Raw genomic sequence first — 16,991 nt, 5'->3', positions numbered from 1 at the left:
GGTCTTGCGCGCCTTTTTTTTCGCCACGGCTTGCCATTGCGGGCAGGGCGCGGTGAGATGCGGGCATGGACAAAGCCTTCCCCTTTTCGTCGCGGCCACGCCTGTCGCGCCGTTCGCTGATTGCGCTGTCGGCAGTGGCGGCGGCGCTGATCACGCGGCGCAGCGCCGGCGCGGCGGCGGTGCCGACGGGCCCGATTACCGATTGGACCGCGCGCGCGATTGCCGCTGCGATCGCCGCGCGGCAGGTTTCGGCGGTGGAGGTCACACGTGCGTTTCTCGATCGGATCGACGCGGTCAATCCGCACCTGAACGCCATTGTCGGCATGCGCACGCGCGAAGCCATTATGGCCGATGCCGTGCTGGCCGATCGCACCGTGGCCAGCGGCGCGGTGCTGGGCGCGCTGCACGGGTTGCCGCATGCGGTAAAGGATCTGGAACCGGTGGCCGGGCTGCCGTTCACCATGGGCACGCCGTTGATGGCGGGGAATATCGCCGCGCACGATGGCATGGTGGCCGAACGGTTGCGCCGCGCCGGGGTAAACTTTGTGGGCAAGACCAACACGCCCGAATTTGGCCTGGGGTCGCACAGTTACAACCCGGTATGGGGTGTCACGCGCAACCCGTGGAACCCGGCCATGTCGGCCGGGGGCAGCAGCGGCGGTGCTGCGGTCGCGCTGGCCACGCATATGCTGCCGCTGGCCGATGGCAGCGATTATGGTGGATCGCTGCGCAACCCGGCGGGGTGGAACAGCGTGTTCGGGTTTCGCACCAGCATCGGCCGCATTCCATCCGAAGGACACGACGACTGGATTCCGTCGCCCGGGGTGACCGGGCCGATGGCGCGCAACGTGGGCGATCTGGCGCTGTTGCTGTCGGTCATGGCCGGGTGGGACGCACGCATGCCGCTGTCGATGGAAAGCAGCGGCGCGGCCCTGCGCGCGGTGCAGCCCGAATCGATGAAGGGCAAACGGATCGCCTGGTCGGGCGATTTTGGCGGCGCGGTGCCGTTTGACCCTGGCGTGCTGGCGGCGTGCCAGCCAGCGCTGGACCGCTTTGCCGCGCTGGGCGCGCATGTTGAAACCGCCAATCCCGATTTCCCGGTGGCCGATGCGTGGCGCGCATTCGTCGGCCTGCGCCACTGGCACAACGGCAGCGGCATGCTGCCGTTGTACGACGATCCCGCCAAACGCGCGCTGCTAAAGCCAGAGGCGCTGTGGGAAATCGAAGGCGGGTTTGCGCTGTCGGGCTATGACATTGCCGCGCTGTCGGCGGTGCAGACCGCATGGAGCCGGGCGGTGGCCGCGCATTTGCGCAAGTTTGATTACTGGATCGTGCCGACTGCGCAGGTGTTCCCGTTCCCGGTCGAACAGCACTGGCCCACCGTGGTCGGCGGCAAGACGATGCAATCCTATCACGAATGGATGCAGGCGGTGTGCCTTGTTACGCTGGCGGGCTGTCCGTCGCTGGCGGTGCCCGCCGGGTTCAGCGCGACCGGCCTGCCGATGGGCGTGCAGATCGTGGCGCCGGTGCATGCCGAGGCAACGTGCCTGGCCGCGGCGGCGGCCTATGAGGCGGCGGCCGGGGATTTACTGGCGCGGCGGCCCGCCGGTATGTGAAACCGGTGCGTTCAGCACCGTGATTTTGGCGTGGGTTGGCGTGGTTTCCATCGAAAATTCAATACCATCGATCGCCCCGTTGCCCTTGCCATCCTGGTCGAGCGGAAACGTGAAGGTGTCGTGCAAAGCGTCGCCGGGGGTGTTCTTTTCAAAACGGACCCTGGCGCGGTTGCCCTCGGTCAGGCCCATATAGATCAACCGTTCGCCCGATCCCCCGGACTGCGCGCCATTCGCAGGGGCAAACGGCGTCGGCACGGGGTCGGTCGGCCGTAACGGACGCGTCCACACCGTGTTCGATCGCGTGTAAGACGCGTTGTCGACAAACCATTCCATCTGCCCGGCCGGACCAACCCGCAGTCCCACGCTGTCCCGCCCGCGAATGACCGAGCCAAGCAGACTGTGCCAGGCGCGGAACATGTGATCCGGCGGCACGAAATAGACCCAGCCCGTGGCACTGACATAACTGCGCACCAGCATGTCGCTGTCGATGGCAAAGTTGAACGGGAAACCCATTGACCCGGGCATGCTGGATTTGAACGGTTGGCCCAAACGATAGGCCTGGACGTCGGTTGCCAGCGTTTTCGAATAAAACTCCTGGCCCGCAGTGACTTCGATCGGGGCGGGTGCCGGATGCATCGCCAGATCCTGCGCAAAACCGGCATCGGTTGTTGCCGCTAGCAACGCCATGCAGGCGCCCGACAAACGCAAGATCCACCCCATCCAGACTGCCCCCTGAAGCGCGCCACCGACAAAGTGACCCCGAAAAAAGGCTAAAGGCAGGTGGGTTCCAGGAAAACAGAATAAGCGCGCTGGTTAACGCCGATCTCTTCGAATTTGGCGTGAATTGAGCTTTCGCGTCACATTCAAAACCCCGCCGGCGGCGTCACGCCGTAATCGGCCCAGATCGTGTCGATTTCGGGCCGGGTGCTGCGTGCGCGGTACAGGTCGGCCAGCGCGCGGTTGCGGTCGCCCAGCCGCGCATAGGCGATGCCGCGGCCATACAACGACGCGATCTGGTCGGGCGACTGGCGCAGCGCGGCGGAATAATCGCTGATCGCGCCCTTGGCATCGCCACCGCGCAGGCGGACCAGGCCCCGGCTGTCCAGATAGGCCGGGTTGCCCGACGCCAGTTTCAGCGCCGCATCGCAATCGGCCAGCGCGGTATCAAGCGCGACATTGCGCGTCGCCTTGAACCAGCACACCAGATTGAGCGCCTTGGGGTCGGCGGGATGGTGCGCGATCGTGTCGTCCGCCAGTTTCAGCGCGGCGGCGGCTTCCCCCCGTTTGGCCAGCAGGTCCAGCCGCAGGCTGGTCAGCGCCATGGCGTCACCCTTTAACCGTTCGGCGGCGGCCAGCGCCGCGCCCGCGGTGTCATAGTGCCCGGTGGCGATCGCGCCCTGCGCACGCAGCAGAAACGCCGGCGCATTGGCGGGATCGCGTTTCAGCGCAGCGGCAATATCCGCCTCACGCCCTGCGGTATCGCCAACCGGCAGCAGTCCGGCATGCACCAGATAGTCCGACGCGACCGGGTCATGCGCCAGCAGCACGTCGGCATCGGCCAGCGCGCCGGCCAGGTCACCGGTCTGTTCGCGGATGCCAATGCGCAACGACCGCAGCTGGCGGTCATCGGGCGCCCTGGTCAGCGCGGCATTGACCACCTCCAGCGCATCATCGGTGCGGCCCAGCCCGGCCAGCGCAACCCCGCGCTGCCAATCAATCGACAATCCCGGCGCGATGGCCTGTGCCGCATCGAAATCGGCCAGCGCCTGTGCCCAGTGGCCCAGCGCCACTTGCGCCGAACCGCGGCTGATCAAGGCGTTCAGATCGTTATGGTGGGTGTCCAGCACGCGGTTGTACGCCGCCAGTGCCCCGGCCCAATCGGCCTTGCGCCACAGCACGGTGCCACGCGCCGACCAGGCCATCCAGGTCGGCACATCCGGCGCCTTGTCACCATCGATGCGCACACCGGGGGCGGGCGGGCGGACGGCCAGCATCGCATCGGCCTCTGCCAGTGCACGGGCATCGTCCTTGCCGCCGCGCGCCAGCGCCAGCGCCATCACGCCATGCGCCATCGGCAGATTGGCGTTGATCGACAACGCGGCCTGTTCTTCGGCCACGGCGCCGGCGCTGTCCCCGCGGTCAAGCAGGATCGCGCCGTTCTGCATATGCGCGCGGGCCAGCGCAGGCCGATCGGCAGCCAGCGCGGCAAAATCGGCGGGCGTGTGCAGATAGCTGTCGGGCAGACGGATGAACACGCCAGCGGCGGCCAGTTCCTGCATGCCCGCGCGCACATGATCGGCCTCGGCAGCGGGCAATTCGGACTGGAGCGAGCGCGTGTCGTTGTCCATCGTCACCACGCCATGGTCGATCGTGACCTTGCGGTGAAAGGCATAGAGCCCGCCCAGCGTGCGATCGACATTGCTGGCCTGCAATGCAAACCCTTCGCCCTTTTGCGGCAACACGATCACCTCGTGATTGGCCCACCATTGGGGATGATCAAAGGCAAACGGCGCATCGGGGGTCAGTTCGCCATCGCGGGTGGTATCAAATTTCCACCCCACCCGCGCACGATCGAGCTCGTACCAGCGCGATGTGCCGCTGGCAGACCAGTCCATCCTGGCATGCCCGCGCATGGTCAGCACATAATCGCCACCCGGCTCCTCGGCGACGGCCGTCACGGTATCGGGGGTAATGAAATCATAGGTTTCGCGCCAGCGCCGTTTAAGCTCGCGGTCAAGATCGGCGGCCGACAGCCCGGCATATTTCATGCGCGTGACTGCGGCATCTTCGCCGTGAAAGCGCATTTCGGCGCTGGCCGACGCCGGCGCCTCGATCCCGGCAGAGGCATCCAGCGTCAGGCTGATCACGCTGCGCGGGGCCAGCGGCGCGGGCGGTACCAGCGCGATCAGCCCGCTGCCGGCCGCCGTTGCCGGCAGGCCGACGATATAATTGGGCATTTCCAGCCGGTCGATGCGCGTATCGCCCAGCCGGGTGCCATCCAGCCACCATGATTTGCCGCCGATCCGTGCCTCCACGATGACATGGTCAAACCCGCCCATCGTCGGCAAACGGTGCGCGGTGGCATCGCCATTGCTGGTGTTGACCAGCACCGGGCGTGCATCGATGTTCAGCCCGTGCAGCAAGGCGATCAGCAGCGCGGTCTTGCCCTTGCAGTCGCCATAGCGGCGCTGCCAGGTCTGGTCGGCGGGCGCGGGGACATAGCCGCCATCGTTGATGCCGATGAACAAATAGCGCACCTGGTTTTCCACCAGCGCCAATGCCAGTTCGGCGCGGCGCAGCGGATCGGGGGTCAGGGCGGCGATCCGCACAATTTCGGCATGCAGCGATGATTCCGCCGGGATCGTGACAGCCGCATCGAACAGCGCGGCAAACCGCCGCGACACCGCCGGCCAATCGGCAAATTCGCTCACCTCGACCAGATTGACCAGGTCATAGCGCGACGGCGCGCCCGATGGCGCCCGTCTGGTTGCCAGATTGGTGGTGTCGCTGACCAGCTCTGTCTGTGCGCCCAGTTCGTGCAGCACTGGTTGCACCGCGCCCGGCGCCGCGCGCCATTGCACCTGGCGGCCGCGCGTCCAGCTGACGCGCAGGCGATAACGGCCATAGGGTGTGCCATCCTGCGGGCCATACATGCCACCGATCCGCCCGCCGGTGGCGGGATCGCGGCGCGTGATGGTATAGGCCACGTCGATCACATCGCCCACGCGCAAGTCTTCAGGTTGTTGCGATGCGGTCAATTCGCCATCGAGCGTGGCGTTTTCCAGGTTCTTTTCGCGGCGCACCACTTGCACGCGCGATCCATCGCCCAGCAGATCAATCGTCCGCCCGTCGCGCACCACGCGGTAGTGGTGCAGCGTCAGCACCTCCAGACTGGGGTCCCAGTTCAGTTGCAACGCGCCTGAATCCAGCCCTTGCGCCGTGGCGATGCGAAACACGTTGGCGCGATAACTGGCCAGGCCACCGTCGATCAGGTGCACCTGCTGGTCCAGCAGCAAGTCCACCACTGCGGCGCCATCGACTTTGTCGGGCGCAGGCGGGATCGCGGCGGGCAGCACCCATTCTGCCGGCGGCGCGATGACCGGGCGTACCGGAGTGGCTGCCGCCATCGCCAATGGCGCGGCGGTCTGCGCAAGACCGGCGCCCGGCACTGTTGCCAATGCGGCAGCGGCGGCCAGCATAACGGTGGAACGGAGCATAAGCGACGGGGACCCTCGCGCGACTGTTCACACAGCTTAACGCGTTGCGGGCGGGTTCGTCCAGCGGTGGTTCAGGCCCCGGCCAGCACCGCGTGGTTCAGCGCCAGCACAGCCAGCGGCTGCACGCGTTCGGACATCGCCTTGGCATGCGCCGATGATGCGGTGCCGTCGATCACGCGTTTCTTGATGCCCTGGATGATCGCCGCCAGCCGGAAAAAGTTATAGGCCAGATACCAGTCGATCTGCGGCAGGCCATCGCGGCCGGTGGCTGTGCAATAGCGTGCGACCACGTCGTCCAGTTCGGGAATGCCCAGCGCCGTGCGATCCAGATCGCGCACCCCCGAACGGCCGCCATTGTCCTGCGCCCAGGCGGTGCAGAAATAGGTGAAATCGGCCAGCGGATCACCCAAAGTGGACAATTCCCAATCGAGCACCGCCGCCACGCGCGGGGCATCGGCGGCAAAGATCAGGTTGTCGATGCGGTAATCGCCATGGACAATGCTGGTGCGGGTCTGTTCGGGCAGCGTCGCGCCCAGGAATTCGATCAGCCGTTCCATTTCCGGCATCGTTTCGGTTTCCGACAGACGGTATTGCTTGGTCCAGCGATCGACCTGCCGTCCGAAATAATTGCCCGGCTTGCCATATTCGCCCAGGCCCACCGCCACCGGATCAACCGCGTGCAGCGCGGCCAGCGTATCGACCATCGCGTCATAATGCGCGGCGCGCGATGCGGGCGTGGCGCCCGGCATCGCACCGTCCCAGATCGTGCGCCCATCGACACAGCCCATCACGTAAAACCATGATCCGATCACCGCATCATCGGTGCACAGCCCGAATTGCGGCGCGACCGGATAACCGGTGGCCGACAGCGCCGCCTGCACCTTGTATTCCCGATCGACCGCGTGTGCCGATGGCAACAGTTTGCCCAGTGGTTTGCGCCGCAACACGTAAGGGCCGGTTGGCGCGTCGATACGATAGGTCGGGTTGGATTGCCCGCCCTTGAATTTTGAAACCGACAGCGGCCCGGCAAACCCGGCAACATTGGCTTCGAACCATGCAGTCAGCGCGACCTGGTCCAGCCGGTCATCCCCTTCGGGCGCGACGGTGCCGGTAAACGCAGCCTGCGCGTCGATCACGGGTGTGGTGGTCATGCTGGCATCCTCGGTTGTACAAGACCCAAACAGCACCTCCCCCTGAGGGGGAGGGCTTTAAATTCGATCAGTCTCTGTCATCGCACCCCGGCATTACTGATCGAACACGATTACCGAACGCGCGGAATGGCCGGCCTTCATCTTGTCAAAACCGGCGTTGATGTCATCCAGCGGGATGCGTTCGGCAATGATCGCATCCAGATCGAGCAGGCCGCGCAGGTAAAAATCGACCAGCCGCGGCAGATCGACCGGAAAACGGTTGGCGCCCATGATCGCGCCCTGCAGCTTTTTGCCCGACAACAGGTCGATCGCGCTCAGGCTGACGCGTTCGGCCAGCGGCATCATGCCCAGGATGGTCGCGGTGCCGCCGCGCCGCAGGCTGGCCACCGCCAGCGCGGCCGATGCCGGACGGCCGACCGCCTCGATCGCGTGATCAACCCCGCCTTTGGTCATTTCCACGATTTGTTGCGCGGCATTGGCGTCGTTGGTATCAATCACGTCGGTCGCGCCGAGCTGTATCGCCAGCGCCCGCTTTTCCGCGATCGGATCGGCGGCGATGATCCGCCCCGCGCCCGCGATCTTTGCCGCGTTGATGGTGGCCAGGCCCACCCCGCCGCAGCCGACCACGGCCACGGTTTCACCCGGGGTAAGCTTGCAGGCGTTGAAAATGGTGCCTGCGCCAGTGGTGACCGCACAGCCGATGACCGCCGCGCGATCGAGCGGCATGTCGCGGTTGATCGCCACGCAGGCATGTTCGTGGATCAGCATCATTTCGGCAAAGGCCGACAGATTGAGCATCTGGTTGACCGTCGCGCCATCGCTGGTGCGCGTCAGGCGCGGCGGTTGGCTGGCACTGCGTCGCGTTTCCGCGCCCAGGCACAACGCCATGCGGCCGGTCACGCAAAATTCGCAGTGGCCGCAAAACGCCGACAGACAAGTGACCACATGATCACCCTTTTTGACCATGCGCACTTCGCTGCCGACTTCTTCGACCACGCCGGCCGCTTCGTGCCCGCCGACGCAGGGCATCGGGTGCGGATAAGTCCCCTCGATGAAATGCAGGTCCGAATGGCACAGCCCGCAGGCGTGGGTGCGGATCAGCACTTCGTGCGGGCCGGGCTTTGCGATCGACAGCTGTTCGATCACCAGCGGGGTCCCGGCTTGTTGCAGAACGGCAGCGCGCATCTTTGGATTCCTTGTCCAATTTTTTACACGTCCGCTCATGCTGGGCTTGTCGAAGCACACGCGCTGATGGTCGGGCCATGTGCGCGCGCATCCTTCGACAGGCTCAGGATGAACGGGGGAGGGGAAGGGGCCGCTGCGTTAGCGCGAAACCCCGATGTCCCCCGAACTGAAATCGGTCTTGTCGCCCGGCTTGTCGGTATGGCGCGCAAATTCGATGCGCGCGATTGCGCGGCAATGCACTTCGTCCGGACCATCGGCCAGGCGCAGCGTGCGTTGCCCGGCATAGGACTGCGCCAGACCGAAATCGTCGGACACCCCGCCACCGCCATGCGCCTGGATCGCATCGTCGATCACGCGCAGCGCCATGTTGGGGGCCTGCACCTTGATCATGGCGATTTCGGCCGCGGCGGCCTTGTTGCCGACCTTGTCCATCATGTCGGCAGCCTTCAGGCACAGCAATCGGGTCATGTCGATGTCGATGCGCGCCATCGCGATGCGCTGTTCCCACACCGATTGTTCGGAAATCGCCTTGCCGAACGCCACACGGCTTTGCAGCCGGCGTGCCATCTTGCCAATTGCTTCTTCGGCGGCACCGATCGAACGCATGCAGTGGTGGATGCGGCCTGGCCCGAGCCGGCCTTGCGCGATTTCAAACCCGCGCCCTTCGCCCAGCAGGATGTTTTCCGCCGGCACGCGCACATTGTTCAACCGCACTTCCATATGGCCATGCGGTGCATCGTCGAACCCGAACACCGGCAGGTGGCGGATCACTTCGACCCCGGGTGTGTCGGTGGGCACCAGCACCATCGATTGCTGCGAATGGCGCTTGGCGGCAAAATCGGTTTTGCCCATGACGATCATGATCTTGCACCGCGGATCACCCAGCCCCGATGACCACCATTTGCGCCCGTTGATGACGTAATGGTCGCCATCGCGCGCGATCGAAGTTTCCACATTGGTGGCGTCGGACGAGGCCACTTGTGGCTCGGTCATCAGGAACGCCGAACGGATGCGCCCGTTCATCAATGGCTCCAGCCATTCGTCTTTTTGTGCGCGCGTGCCGTAACGGTGCAGCACTTCCATATTGCCGGTATCGGGCGCGGCGCAGTTGAACACCTCGCTCGACCAGGCAATGCGCCCCATTTCTTCGGCACAGATGGCATATTCCAGATTGGTCAGCCCCGGTCCTTCGAATTCAAAGGTGTCATCAACGTGGTGATGGCCCGAATTGCGCGGCGGCATGAACAGGTTCCAGATGCCGGCCTCCTTGGCGCGGGCCTTTTCCTGCTCGATCACCTGCAGCACTTTCCACCGGTCGCCCGACAGCTGTTCCGCCTTGTAATCGCCCATGCGTGGCCGGACGCGCGCCTCGATGAAATCGCGCACACGGTCGCGCCAGTACAGTTGCCGTTCGGTCGGATCGAAATCCATCTGTGCTCTCCAATGCGCCCGGCAGGTCCGGGCCTTATCGCGGTGCGCGCCTGTGCGGCGCCGAATCCCAGTGGTGTTTAATCTATCGGTTAAACGATGTGCGCGATGGGCGGCAACAGATCAAGCCATTTGCCAACCGCGCTGCAGTTTTCACCCCGCCGGTTGGGCCGCAAACTGTTCCAGCGACTCCAGCAGCCCGGGGCTGTTCGGGTCCCAGCTGTCGCGCGGGCCGATGGTCAGCCCGCCATCGACGATCAGCGATGTGCCGGTGACAAAACCGGCGGCCTCGCTGGCCAGGTACAGCACGGCCTGGGCAATGTCTTCGGGCTGACCGCCGCGGGCGACGGGCTGCGCCATCTGGCTCATTTGCGCGATCGCCGCCTTGGCCATGGTTTCGGCATCGCCGGTGATTTCGAGCGCGCGGGTAAAGATGTTGGTGTTGATGAAACCGGGCTGCACCGCCGCTACGCGGATGCCATAGCGGGCCAGATCGGCCGCGGCGATCTTGGTCAGGTGCAGCACGCCGCCCTTGGCCACGGCATAGGCGCTGGGCGAATAGCCGGGGCCGACCGCCGCCACCGATGATGTGTTGATGATCGCCGCACCGCCGGTCCGCGTCGATTCGCGCCCCTTCATGTGCGGCACGGCGTAACGGATGCCGAACGCGACCGAACGCAACAGCAGGTCCATCGTGCGGTCCCACCCGGCCGGTTCGATTTCGTCGATGGGCGCGCGATCACCGCCCGCGCCGGCGTTGTTGAACACCACATCGATCCCGCCGGTTTCGGCGGCGGCACGGTCCATCAGCGCGCGGATATCTTCGGTGTTGGTCACGTCGCTGATTTGTGTGCGGATTTCGCCGTTCGATGCGGCAACTGTGGCGGCCAGCCCGTCGGCATCGATATCGGCGGCATAGACCACCGCGCCTTCACCGGCGAAGGCCAGCGCGGTGGCGCGGCCAATGCCCGATGCGGCGCCGGTCACCACTACGGTCTTGCCCGCAAAACGTGCGCCGCTGGCGGCTCTGTCGCTGCTCATGATGCCTGGTACCCTTTTCCCGAAACGTTGTTGTTGTCAGGGCAGATTGCGGCGCAAACCGGCGCGCGTCAACGCCAACTGCATTGACGCTACGGCGCGCCCGGTTTGGCAATTGGCGCAAATCCGGGCGCGGCCTGCGCCGAATCGCGCGCCAGCCGGCGGTCGATTGCCAGTGACAGCGCCAGGTGTGGCGCGGCCACGATCGACAGCAACCGGAATGCCTCTGCCCCCAGCGGCAGCCCGCCGCTGGCCAGGTGCATCCACCGCCCGCCCGTCATCAGCGCCACCAGCCACACCGCCAGGGTCAGCGTGGTCAGCGCGCCGCCTTCGGCCCGCACCAGCGCGGGATTGCGGTGCTGCAGCCGGTGCATCACGGTGTGCCAGTGCAGTGGCGCATGCAGCCCGGCGAAGAACACGCAAAATCCCAGCAGCGGCGGCAGCACCAGCAGCCCGGCATAGCTGACCACCTGCGCCACCACCCAGCGGCAGTGCCCGTCACGCCACGCCAGCATTAGCCCGACCAGCGTGACCAGCCCGGTCACCGGCGCCGCCGCGGCCGCCCAGCGCGCGATCGGCACGCCAAGACCCGAACCCGTCATCGCGGTGAACAGCGCCGCAACCTGCGTCGGCTGGCCCAGCGCCGCCGTGGCAATCACTGCCATGCCGGCCATCGCTCGCAGCAGGCCCGGCGGCAGCATGGTCCAGTCTTCGCCGAAATGAACCCCCGCCAGCCCCAGAAACAGGACCAACGCGGCCACCGGCGCCACCACCCACAGCAGCGCCATCGCGGCCGCCACGGCCAGATAGAGCACCAGCACCAGCGCCAGATCGCGGCTACCCAGGCGCAGTGCGCCCGCCGCCAGCGACAGATCGCAGGCGCCATGCGGCAACCCGCCAATCAGCATGACCGCCACCGCGCCAGTCACCACCGGGCTGGCCAATGCCGGCCACCATCCCTCTTGCGCAGCCGCACCACACAGCATTGCCGCCCCGGCCAGAAGCCAGAACGACGTGCGCACCTGACCGGCGGGTGCCGGCCAGGTGCGCGTAGTGGTGCCATCAACGCCGTCGCCGGTAGTGGCGCCGGTGCGGGTAGCACGCTGCATCAGGCAGCTTCGATGTTCGATTTGCGCTTGGCGATGTTGAAAATCAGCACGCCGACCACGGCCTTGGCGATCAAGTCAGCCAAAGTATAACCGACCTGGATCGTCGTCGTGGCGTCCGCCCCGCTCAGATGCACATACGGTGCCATGTACACGATCGGGTAGAACCCCCAACTGGCAAACGTCAGCAGACGGGCCTGTTTGACCAGACCGCGTGCCGCTTCGGGCTGACGATCGATAGACGCGCCCAGGCCGCTGAACAGCTGCCACACAATATAGACAAACGGGATAGCCGACAGCGTGCCCCACAGCGCGCGAGTCGGAATGTCGGTGGCGATTTCACCGGGGTAGCCCAGCACGATCATCAGCGCGGCGGCAAACCCGAGCGTCAGCGCCTTGTTGGTGGTTTCTTTCTGATCAAGCCGCATGACCAAAATCAGTTCAACCAGCAACAGTGGTACAGTCAGCAGCCAGTCAACGTAGCGATAGGCGTCATTAAAGGCATAGCCGGTTGCCTGAACGATGCCATTCCTTACATCGAATGCCGCCTCCCAGCTGTTAAAAATGCGCAAATAATGATATGCGGCAATGAATGTAACGATACCAGAAATCGTGACTGCAGTGCGATATGGCGCCGCAACATCATTCCTGCTTATCCAAAGAAAAAGTGTTGTCGCCGCCATAGCGGCAAAGGTAAAAGAAAATGCATTGTAAACTAACGAGTATTGAAACAGACTTATACCTTGCACAACAGACCTCCAGTAAGATGATTCCAAATAAACTTATGTGGGTGTAAGCTCGATCGGCGCTTTTCGACAAATCTACAATGTGGCATTAAGGGAACCATACTTCCTTAAGGGGCAAAATTTTTGCTGCACCGCAAAATTGCTCGCCAGCCGTTGCAGGGCGGCTGCACGATCAGGCGCGCTGCATGACGCTACGGCATGGCGTGGGTACCAACGGTCCTGCCCAACCGCACCACGCGGCCATGCAAATGCGGGCTTGAAGCCGGTCGCGAACCGCCTTAACCTCTCGATTAAGAGAGGAAACGATGATGTCTGACCTGGAAGCTTTTCGCGCGGAAATCCGCGCCTGGATCGACGCCAATTGCCCCGCCGAAATGCGCGCTCCCGTGCAGGATGAGGACGATATTTGCTGGGGCGGCCGCAATTTCGTGTTCAAATCGCCGGCGCAACGGACCTGGCTCGAAACCTGCGCGGACATGGGCTATACCGTGCCCGACTGGCCCAAAGCCTATGGCGGGGCAGGGATGAGCCCGGCCCAGGCGAAAATCTGGCGCGAGGAAATGGCGCATGCCGGCGCGCGCCTGCCGTTGTCCAGCTTTGGCATCTGGATGCTGGGCCCGGCGCTGCTGAAATTCGGCACCGAAGACCAAAAGGTGCATTATCTGGGCCAGATCGCCCGTGGTGAAATTCGCTGGTGCCAGGGCTATTCGGAACCGGGATCGGGGTCCGATCTGGTGTCGTTGCAGACTTATGGCGAAGATCAGGGCGACCATTGGGTGGTCAATGGCCAGAAAATCTGGACGAGCTATGCTAACAAGGCCGACTGGATTTTCTGCCTGGTCCGCACCGACAAGGCCAACAAATACCAGGGCATCAGCTTTTTGCTGTTCGACATGACCACGCCCGGCGTGACCACCAAACCGATCAAGCTGATCAGCGGCAATTCGCCATTCTGCGAAACGTTTTTCGACAATGTCGTGGTGCCCAAACACCAGATCGTCGGTGAACTGAACCGTGGCTGGGATGTCGCCAAATACCTGCTGGGCCATGAACGCGAAATGATCTCGGGCGCGGGCGGCGGTGATCGGCTCAATGCCATCGGCGCGGTGGTCAACCGCCACGGCGGGATCGACAATCCGGTGCTGCGCGCCGATCTGGCGCAGTTCGACATCGACGCGCTGGCGTTTGCGGCGATGGGCGAAAAGTTTCTGGATGAGGCCAAAGTGGGCAAGGCGCATCCCGCCCAGCCCAACATGATGAAATACGCCGGGACCGAACTGAACAAGCGCCGCCACGAATTGCTGATGGCTGCCGGTGGATCGACCGCGCTGGAATGGGACAGCGCCGCCACACGCGGCGGGGCGCCATCGCGCAACTGGCTGCGCACCAAGGCCAATTCGATCGAGGGCGGCACCAGCGAAGTCATGCTCAACGTGATTTCCAAACGCATCCTGGATCTGCCCGGCGCGTAAGTCTTTGCCCGACACTAACGTGTCGGGAAGTCGGCACCGGCCCGCTCCCCGCGACGAAGAACACGAAAACGTCCGGGGGACGTTTTCGCTGAGGAGCCGACCACCCATAGGGTACTGTCGTAGGGCGGTCGGGTGGGGGAGCAGGCCGGTGCCGACTTCGACAACAGATCGATCAAGCCATTTCAGCGGAGGGACCAATGCCGCTCTACCATACCGAAGACCAGGCCATGCTGGCCGATACCGTTACCGGCTTTATCGGTGAACATGGCGCGATAAAGCCGCAGTTGCGCAGCCTGCGCGATGCCGGCGATGCGGCAGGATACGATCCCGCGCTGTGGAAACAGTTTGCCGAAATGGGCCTGACCGGGATTCTGGTGCCAGAGGCCGATGGCGGGCTGGGGCTGGGCCATGTCGAGGCCGGGATCGTGCTGCGCGAGGTGGGCCGCAACCTGACACCGTCGCCGTTCCTGTCGACCGCGGTGATCGGCGCCAGCGCGCTGGTGCACGGGTCCGACGATATCAAGGGGCGCTATTTGCCAGGGATTCTGGCGGGCGACACCGTGCTGGCGCTGGCATTGGACGAGGGCGCCAAACACCGCCCCGAACGCATCGGCCTTCGCGCGGAAAAGGCCGGCAACGGTTTTCGCCTGACCGGCGTGAAAAGCTTTGTGGTGCACGGGCCCAGTGCCGATGCGCTGATCGTGGCCGCGCGCACGGCCGGCAGCGACGGCGATGACGACGGCATCACGCTGTTTGCCGTGCCGCGCGATGCCGCAGGGATCGGCCACAACGCGGTGCGGCTGGTCGACAGCGCGATCGCCAGCCACGTGCGGTTTGACGGAGTGGAAGTCGATGGCGGGGCGGTGATCGGCGCCATCGATGGTGGCCGCGCACTGCTCAACGCGCTGTTGGCGGCCGGGCGGGTCGGCGCGGCGGCGGAACTGACCGGGGTGGGCAGCGGGGCGTTTGCGATCACCACCGCCTATCTGAAGACGCGCAAGCAGTTCGGGCGCCTGATTGGCGAATTTCAGGGGCTGCAGCACCGTGCCGCGCACCTCTATTCCGAACTGGAAATCGCCGATGCGGCGGTGATCAAGGCACAGCAATTGCTCGATGGCGGATCATCACAGGCCGATGTGATGGTGTCGGTGGCCAAGGCCAAGGCCAGCCGCGCGACCAACCTGGCGGTGCGCGAAGGCGTGCAGATGCACGGCGGCGTGGGGATGACCGATGAATACGATATCGGCCTGTATATGAAGCGCGACCGCGCGCTTGCCGAATTCCTGGGCGATGCCAGCTATCACGCCGACCGCGTCGCCACGCTTTCCGGTTATTGAGGACAGTACAATGGATTTTTCCAAACTTTTCAGCCTTGAAGGCCGCGTTGCCGTGGTTACCGGCGGGTCACGCGGGATCGGCGCGATGATTGCCGAAGGGTTCCTCGATGCCGGGTGCGAACGCGTCTATGTGACCGCGCGCAAGGCCGAAGTGGTGGCCGAAACCGCCGCACGCCTGGGGTCACGCTGCATCGCGCTGCCCGGTGACATTTCCACCACTGCCGGGATCGAAGCACTGGTTGAGGATCTGGCCACGCGCGAAACCCGGCTCGACATTCTGGTCAACAATGCCGGCGTGGCCTGGGGCGCGGAATTTGAAGACTTTCCCGAAATGGGGTGGGACAAGGTGATGAACCTGAATGTCAAAACCCCGTTTTTCCTGACTCAGAAACTGTTGCCGATGCTGAAGGCGGCGGCCAGCGAAGACCGCCCGGCCAAAGTGATCAACATCGCGTCGATCGATGGCCTGCGCATCAATCCGTGGGAAACGTATTCGTATCAGGCGTCAAAAGCGGCGGTAATCCACCTGACCAAACGCATGGCGGCGCGGCTGATCCGCGACAATGTGGTCGCCAGCTGCATCTGCCCCGGCGCGTTCCCGTCGGAAATGAACAAGGCGGCCAAAAACGCGCCGGAAAAATCGGCGCAAGGCATTCCGTCACGCCGCGTCGGCACGATCGAGGATATGGCCGGCGGGGCGATCTATCTGGCCAGCCGGGCGGGCGATTATATCGTCGGCACCCCGCTGCCGATCGATGGCGGCATCGTCAACGGCTGGATCCCGAGCGACTTTATCGATCCGACCGGTCACTGATCACGCGGGACCAGCGTAATCATCCACACATCGGGCGGCGCGTTGATCCGCAACGGTATTTCTGATGCCGCGCCCAGCCCGGCGCCAATCACGATGGTGTAATGCGGGGTGTGCACCAGGCCGCAGCGAAAGCGCGGATCAAAGCGCCGCTCTCCGGAAAATGGGTCCCACGAATTGTCCCACGGCCCGAGCAGTATCTGCCCGCAATGGGTATGCCCGGCCAGCACCAGCGCGACGCCAGCGGGAACTGCGTGCGGGTCGGGCGGGGCATGGCTCATCAGCACCGGCACCCCGCCCAGTTCGATCGCGCTGGCCATGATTCGTGGCGCGATCGGCCGAAGCAGATGATCGTATTCTTGCCCGATCAGCGTGATCGGCCCCAGCCGGACCGCGCGGTTGGACAGCACATGGGCATGCGCGCGGGTCAGCGCTGCGGTGACTTCGCGGGGGCGGGTATCCACGTCGTGGTTGCCCAGCGATGCCCAGACGCCCAACGGTGCCTGCAGCCGCGACAGTGGCGCCACAAACGCCTCTGCATTGAACCGCTTGCTGTCGGGTACGCCGCCATTGACCAGATCACCTGCGATAAGCACAGCATCGGGGGCTTGCGCGTTGATCTGGTCAACAATCCGTTCCAGCCGGCTGGCCGGCATGGCCCAGTTGCCCACATGGATGTCGGACACCAGCGCCAGCCGCAGCGGCGGCGTGCCGCGCGGGAATCCATCGACGATCAGCGTGACCCGCCGCACCACCGGATCGGACCGCGCCATGATCAGGCCCCACCCAGCCAACCCGGCCAGCGCCAGCACCAGCAGCGCTGCCACCCTGACAGCCAGATGGCGCCGCCGCAGCGGGCGCGAACGATGCGCAAACCTTGCCAT

The 16,991-nt window shown here is 64.7% G+C and carries 13 protein-coding genes; 4 read left to right on the top strand and 9 right to left on the bottom strand.

The annotated features are described in order from the left end of the window. Positions 1-65 precede the first annotated feature (65 nt). Complete coding sequence (locus ABWP89_RS07780) at positions 66-1,616, top strand: amidase (protein WP_353228392.1); 1,551 nt, start codon at positions 66-68, stop codon at positions 1,614-1,616. On the opposite strand, the gene ABWP89_RS07775 is transcribed toward ABWP89_RS07780, so the two are convergent. From ABWP89_RS07775 to ABWP89_RS07740, 8 genes are all read right to left on the bottom strand, one after another. Beyond that, positions 1,587-2,303, bottom strand: a complete 717-nt coding sequence (locus ABWP89_RS07775) for a hypothetical protein (protein WP_353228391.1) — start codon at positions 2,301-2,303, stop codon at positions 1,587-1,589. The two genes, ABWP89_RS07780 and ABWP89_RS07775, sit on opposite strands and share 30 nt — an antisense overlap. Positions 2,304-2,479: 176 nt before the next feature. Continuing rightward, positions 2,480-5,833, bottom strand: a complete 3,354-nt coding sequence (locus ABWP89_RS07770) for a DUF3857 domain-containing protein (RefSeq protein WP_353228390.1) — start codon at positions 5,831-5,833, stop codon at positions 2,480-2,482. A gap of 71 nt (positions 5,834-5,904) precedes the next feature. Continuing rightward, positions 5,905-6,984 (bottom strand): phosphotransferase family protein, encoded by a 1,080-nt coding sequence (locus tag ABWP89_RS07765; protein WP_353228389.1) that lies wholly within the window; start codon positions 6,982-6,984, stop codon positions 5,905-5,907. Positions 6,985-7,077: 93 nt separating this feature from the next. Next, the gene (locus ABWP89_RS07760) at positions 7,078-8,169 is read right to left on the bottom strand and encodes a Zn-dependent alcohol dehydrogenase (RefSeq protein WP_353228387.1); all 1,092 of its coding nucleotides are present in this window, start codon (positions 8,167-8,169) and stop codon (positions 7,078-7,080) included. A gap of 138 nt (positions 8,170-8,307) precedes the next feature. Then, a complete protein-coding gene (locus ABWP89_RS07755; protein WP_353228386.1) occupies positions 8,308-9,600 on the bottom strand; it encodes an acyl-CoA dehydrogenase family protein in 1,293 nt (430 codons plus the stop codon). Between the two features lie 150 nt (positions 9,601-9,750). Beyond that, positions 9,751-10,638, bottom strand: coding sequence for an SDR family NAD(P)-dependent oxidoreductase (locus ABWP89_RS07750; RefSeq protein ID WP_353228385.1), 888 nt, complete (start codon positions 10,636-10,638; stop codon positions 9,751-9,753). 89 nt (positions 10,639-10,727) lie between these two features. Further along, positions 10,728-11,744, bottom strand: a complete 1,017-nt coding sequence (locus tag ABWP89_RS07745) for a beta-carotene 15,15'-dioxygenase, Brp/Blh family (RefSeq protein WP_353228383.1) — start codon at positions 11,742-11,744, stop codon at positions 10,728-10,730. Beyond that, positions 11,744-12,490 (bottom strand): bacteriorhodopsin-like, encoded by a 747-nt coding sequence (locus ABWP89_RS07740; protein ID WP_353228382.1) that lies wholly within the window; start codon positions 12,488-12,490, stop codon positions 11,744-11,746. Before ABWP89_RS07740 ends, ABWP89_RS07745 begins: the two co-directional genes overlap by 1 nt. Positions 12,491-12,795: 305 nt before the next feature. Here ABWP89_RS07740 and ABWP89_RS07735 point away from each other — a divergent pair, with 305 nt between their 5' ends. From ABWP89_RS07735 to ABWP89_RS07725, 3 genes are all read left to right on the top strand, one after another. Then, complete coding sequence (locus ABWP89_RS07735; protein ID WP_353228380.1) at positions 12,796-13,959, top strand: acyl-CoA dehydrogenase family protein; 1,164 nt, start codon at positions 12,796-12,798, stop codon at positions 13,957-13,959. Positions 13,960-14,156: 197 nt separating this feature from the next. Continuing rightward, positions 14,157-15,296, top strand: coding sequence for an acyl-CoA dehydrogenase family protein (locus ABWP89_RS07730; protein WP_353228379.1), 1,140 nt, complete (start codon positions 14,157-14,159; stop codon positions 15,294-15,296). A 10-nt stretch (positions 15,297-15,306) separates the two neighbouring features. Then, a complete protein-coding gene (locus ABWP89_RS07725) occupies positions 15,307-16,110 on the top strand; it encodes an SDR family oxidoreductase (protein WP_353228378.1) in 804 nt (267 codons plus the stop codon). Here ABWP89_RS07725 and ABWP89_RS07720 read toward each other — a convergent pair. Then, a complete protein-coding gene (locus ABWP89_RS07720) occupies positions 16,104-16,991 on the bottom strand; it encodes a metallophosphoesterase (RefSeq protein WP_353228376.1) in 888 nt (295 codons plus the stop codon). The genes ABWP89_RS07725 and ABWP89_RS07720 overlap by 7 nt on opposite strands.

The sequence above is a fragment of the Novosphingobium sp. genome (genome assembly GCF_040398825.1).
Classification (GTDB): domain Bacteria; phylum Pseudomonadota; class Alphaproteobacteria; order Sphingomonadales; family Sphingomonadaceae; genus Novosphingobium.
This window is presented reverse-complemented; position numbering and strand designations above follow the sequence as displayed.

Coding starts and splice junctions, on each gene's coding strand:
- ABWP89_RS07745 (WP_353228383.1), bottom strand. CDS start 11,744: ATGCAGCGTGCTACCCGCACCGGCGCCACTACCGGCGACGGCGTTGAT.
- ABWP89_RS07760 (WP_353228387.1), bottom strand. CDS start 8,169: ATGCGCGCTGCCGTTCTGCAACAAGCCGGGACCCCGCTGGTGATCGAA.
- ABWP89_RS07735 (WP_353228380.1), top strand. CDS start 12,796: ATGTCTGACCTGGAAGCTTTTCGCGCGGAAATCCGCGCCTGGATCGAC.
- ABWP89_RS07780 (WP_353228392.1), top strand. CDS start 66: ATGGACAAAGCCTTCCCCTTTTCGTCGCGGCCACGCCTGTCGCGCCGT.
- ABWP89_RS07755 (WP_353228386.1), bottom strand. CDS start 9,600: ATGGATTTCGATCCGACCGAACGGCAACTGTACTGGCGCGACCGTGTG.
- ABWP89_RS07725 (WP_353228378.1), top strand. CDS start 15,307: ATGGATTTTTCCAAACTTTTCAGCCTTGAAGGCCGCGTTGCCGTGGTT.
- ABWP89_RS07765 (WP_353228389.1), bottom strand. CDS start 6,984: ATGACCACCACACCCGTGATCGACGCGCAGGCTGCGTTTACCGGCACC.
- ABWP89_RS07770 (WP_353228390.1), bottom strand. CDS start 5,833: ATGCTCCGTTCCACCGTTATGCTGGCCGCCGCTGCCGCATTGGCAACA.
- ABWP89_RS07750 (WP_353228385.1), bottom strand. CDS start 10,638: ATGAGCAGCGACAGAGCCGCCAGCGGCGCACGTTTTGCGGGCAAGACC.
- ABWP89_RS07775 (WP_353228391.1), bottom strand. CDS start 2,303: ATGGCGTTGCTAGCGGCAACAACCGATGCCGGTTTTGCGCAGGATCTG.
- ABWP89_RS07720 (WP_353228376.1), bottom strand. CDS start 16,991: ATGGCAAGGTTTGCGCATCGTTCGCGCCCGCTGCGGCGGCGCCATCTG.
- ABWP89_RS07730 (WP_353228379.1), top strand. CDS start 14,157: ATGCCGCTCTACCATACCGAAGACCAGGCCATGCTGGCCGATACCGTT.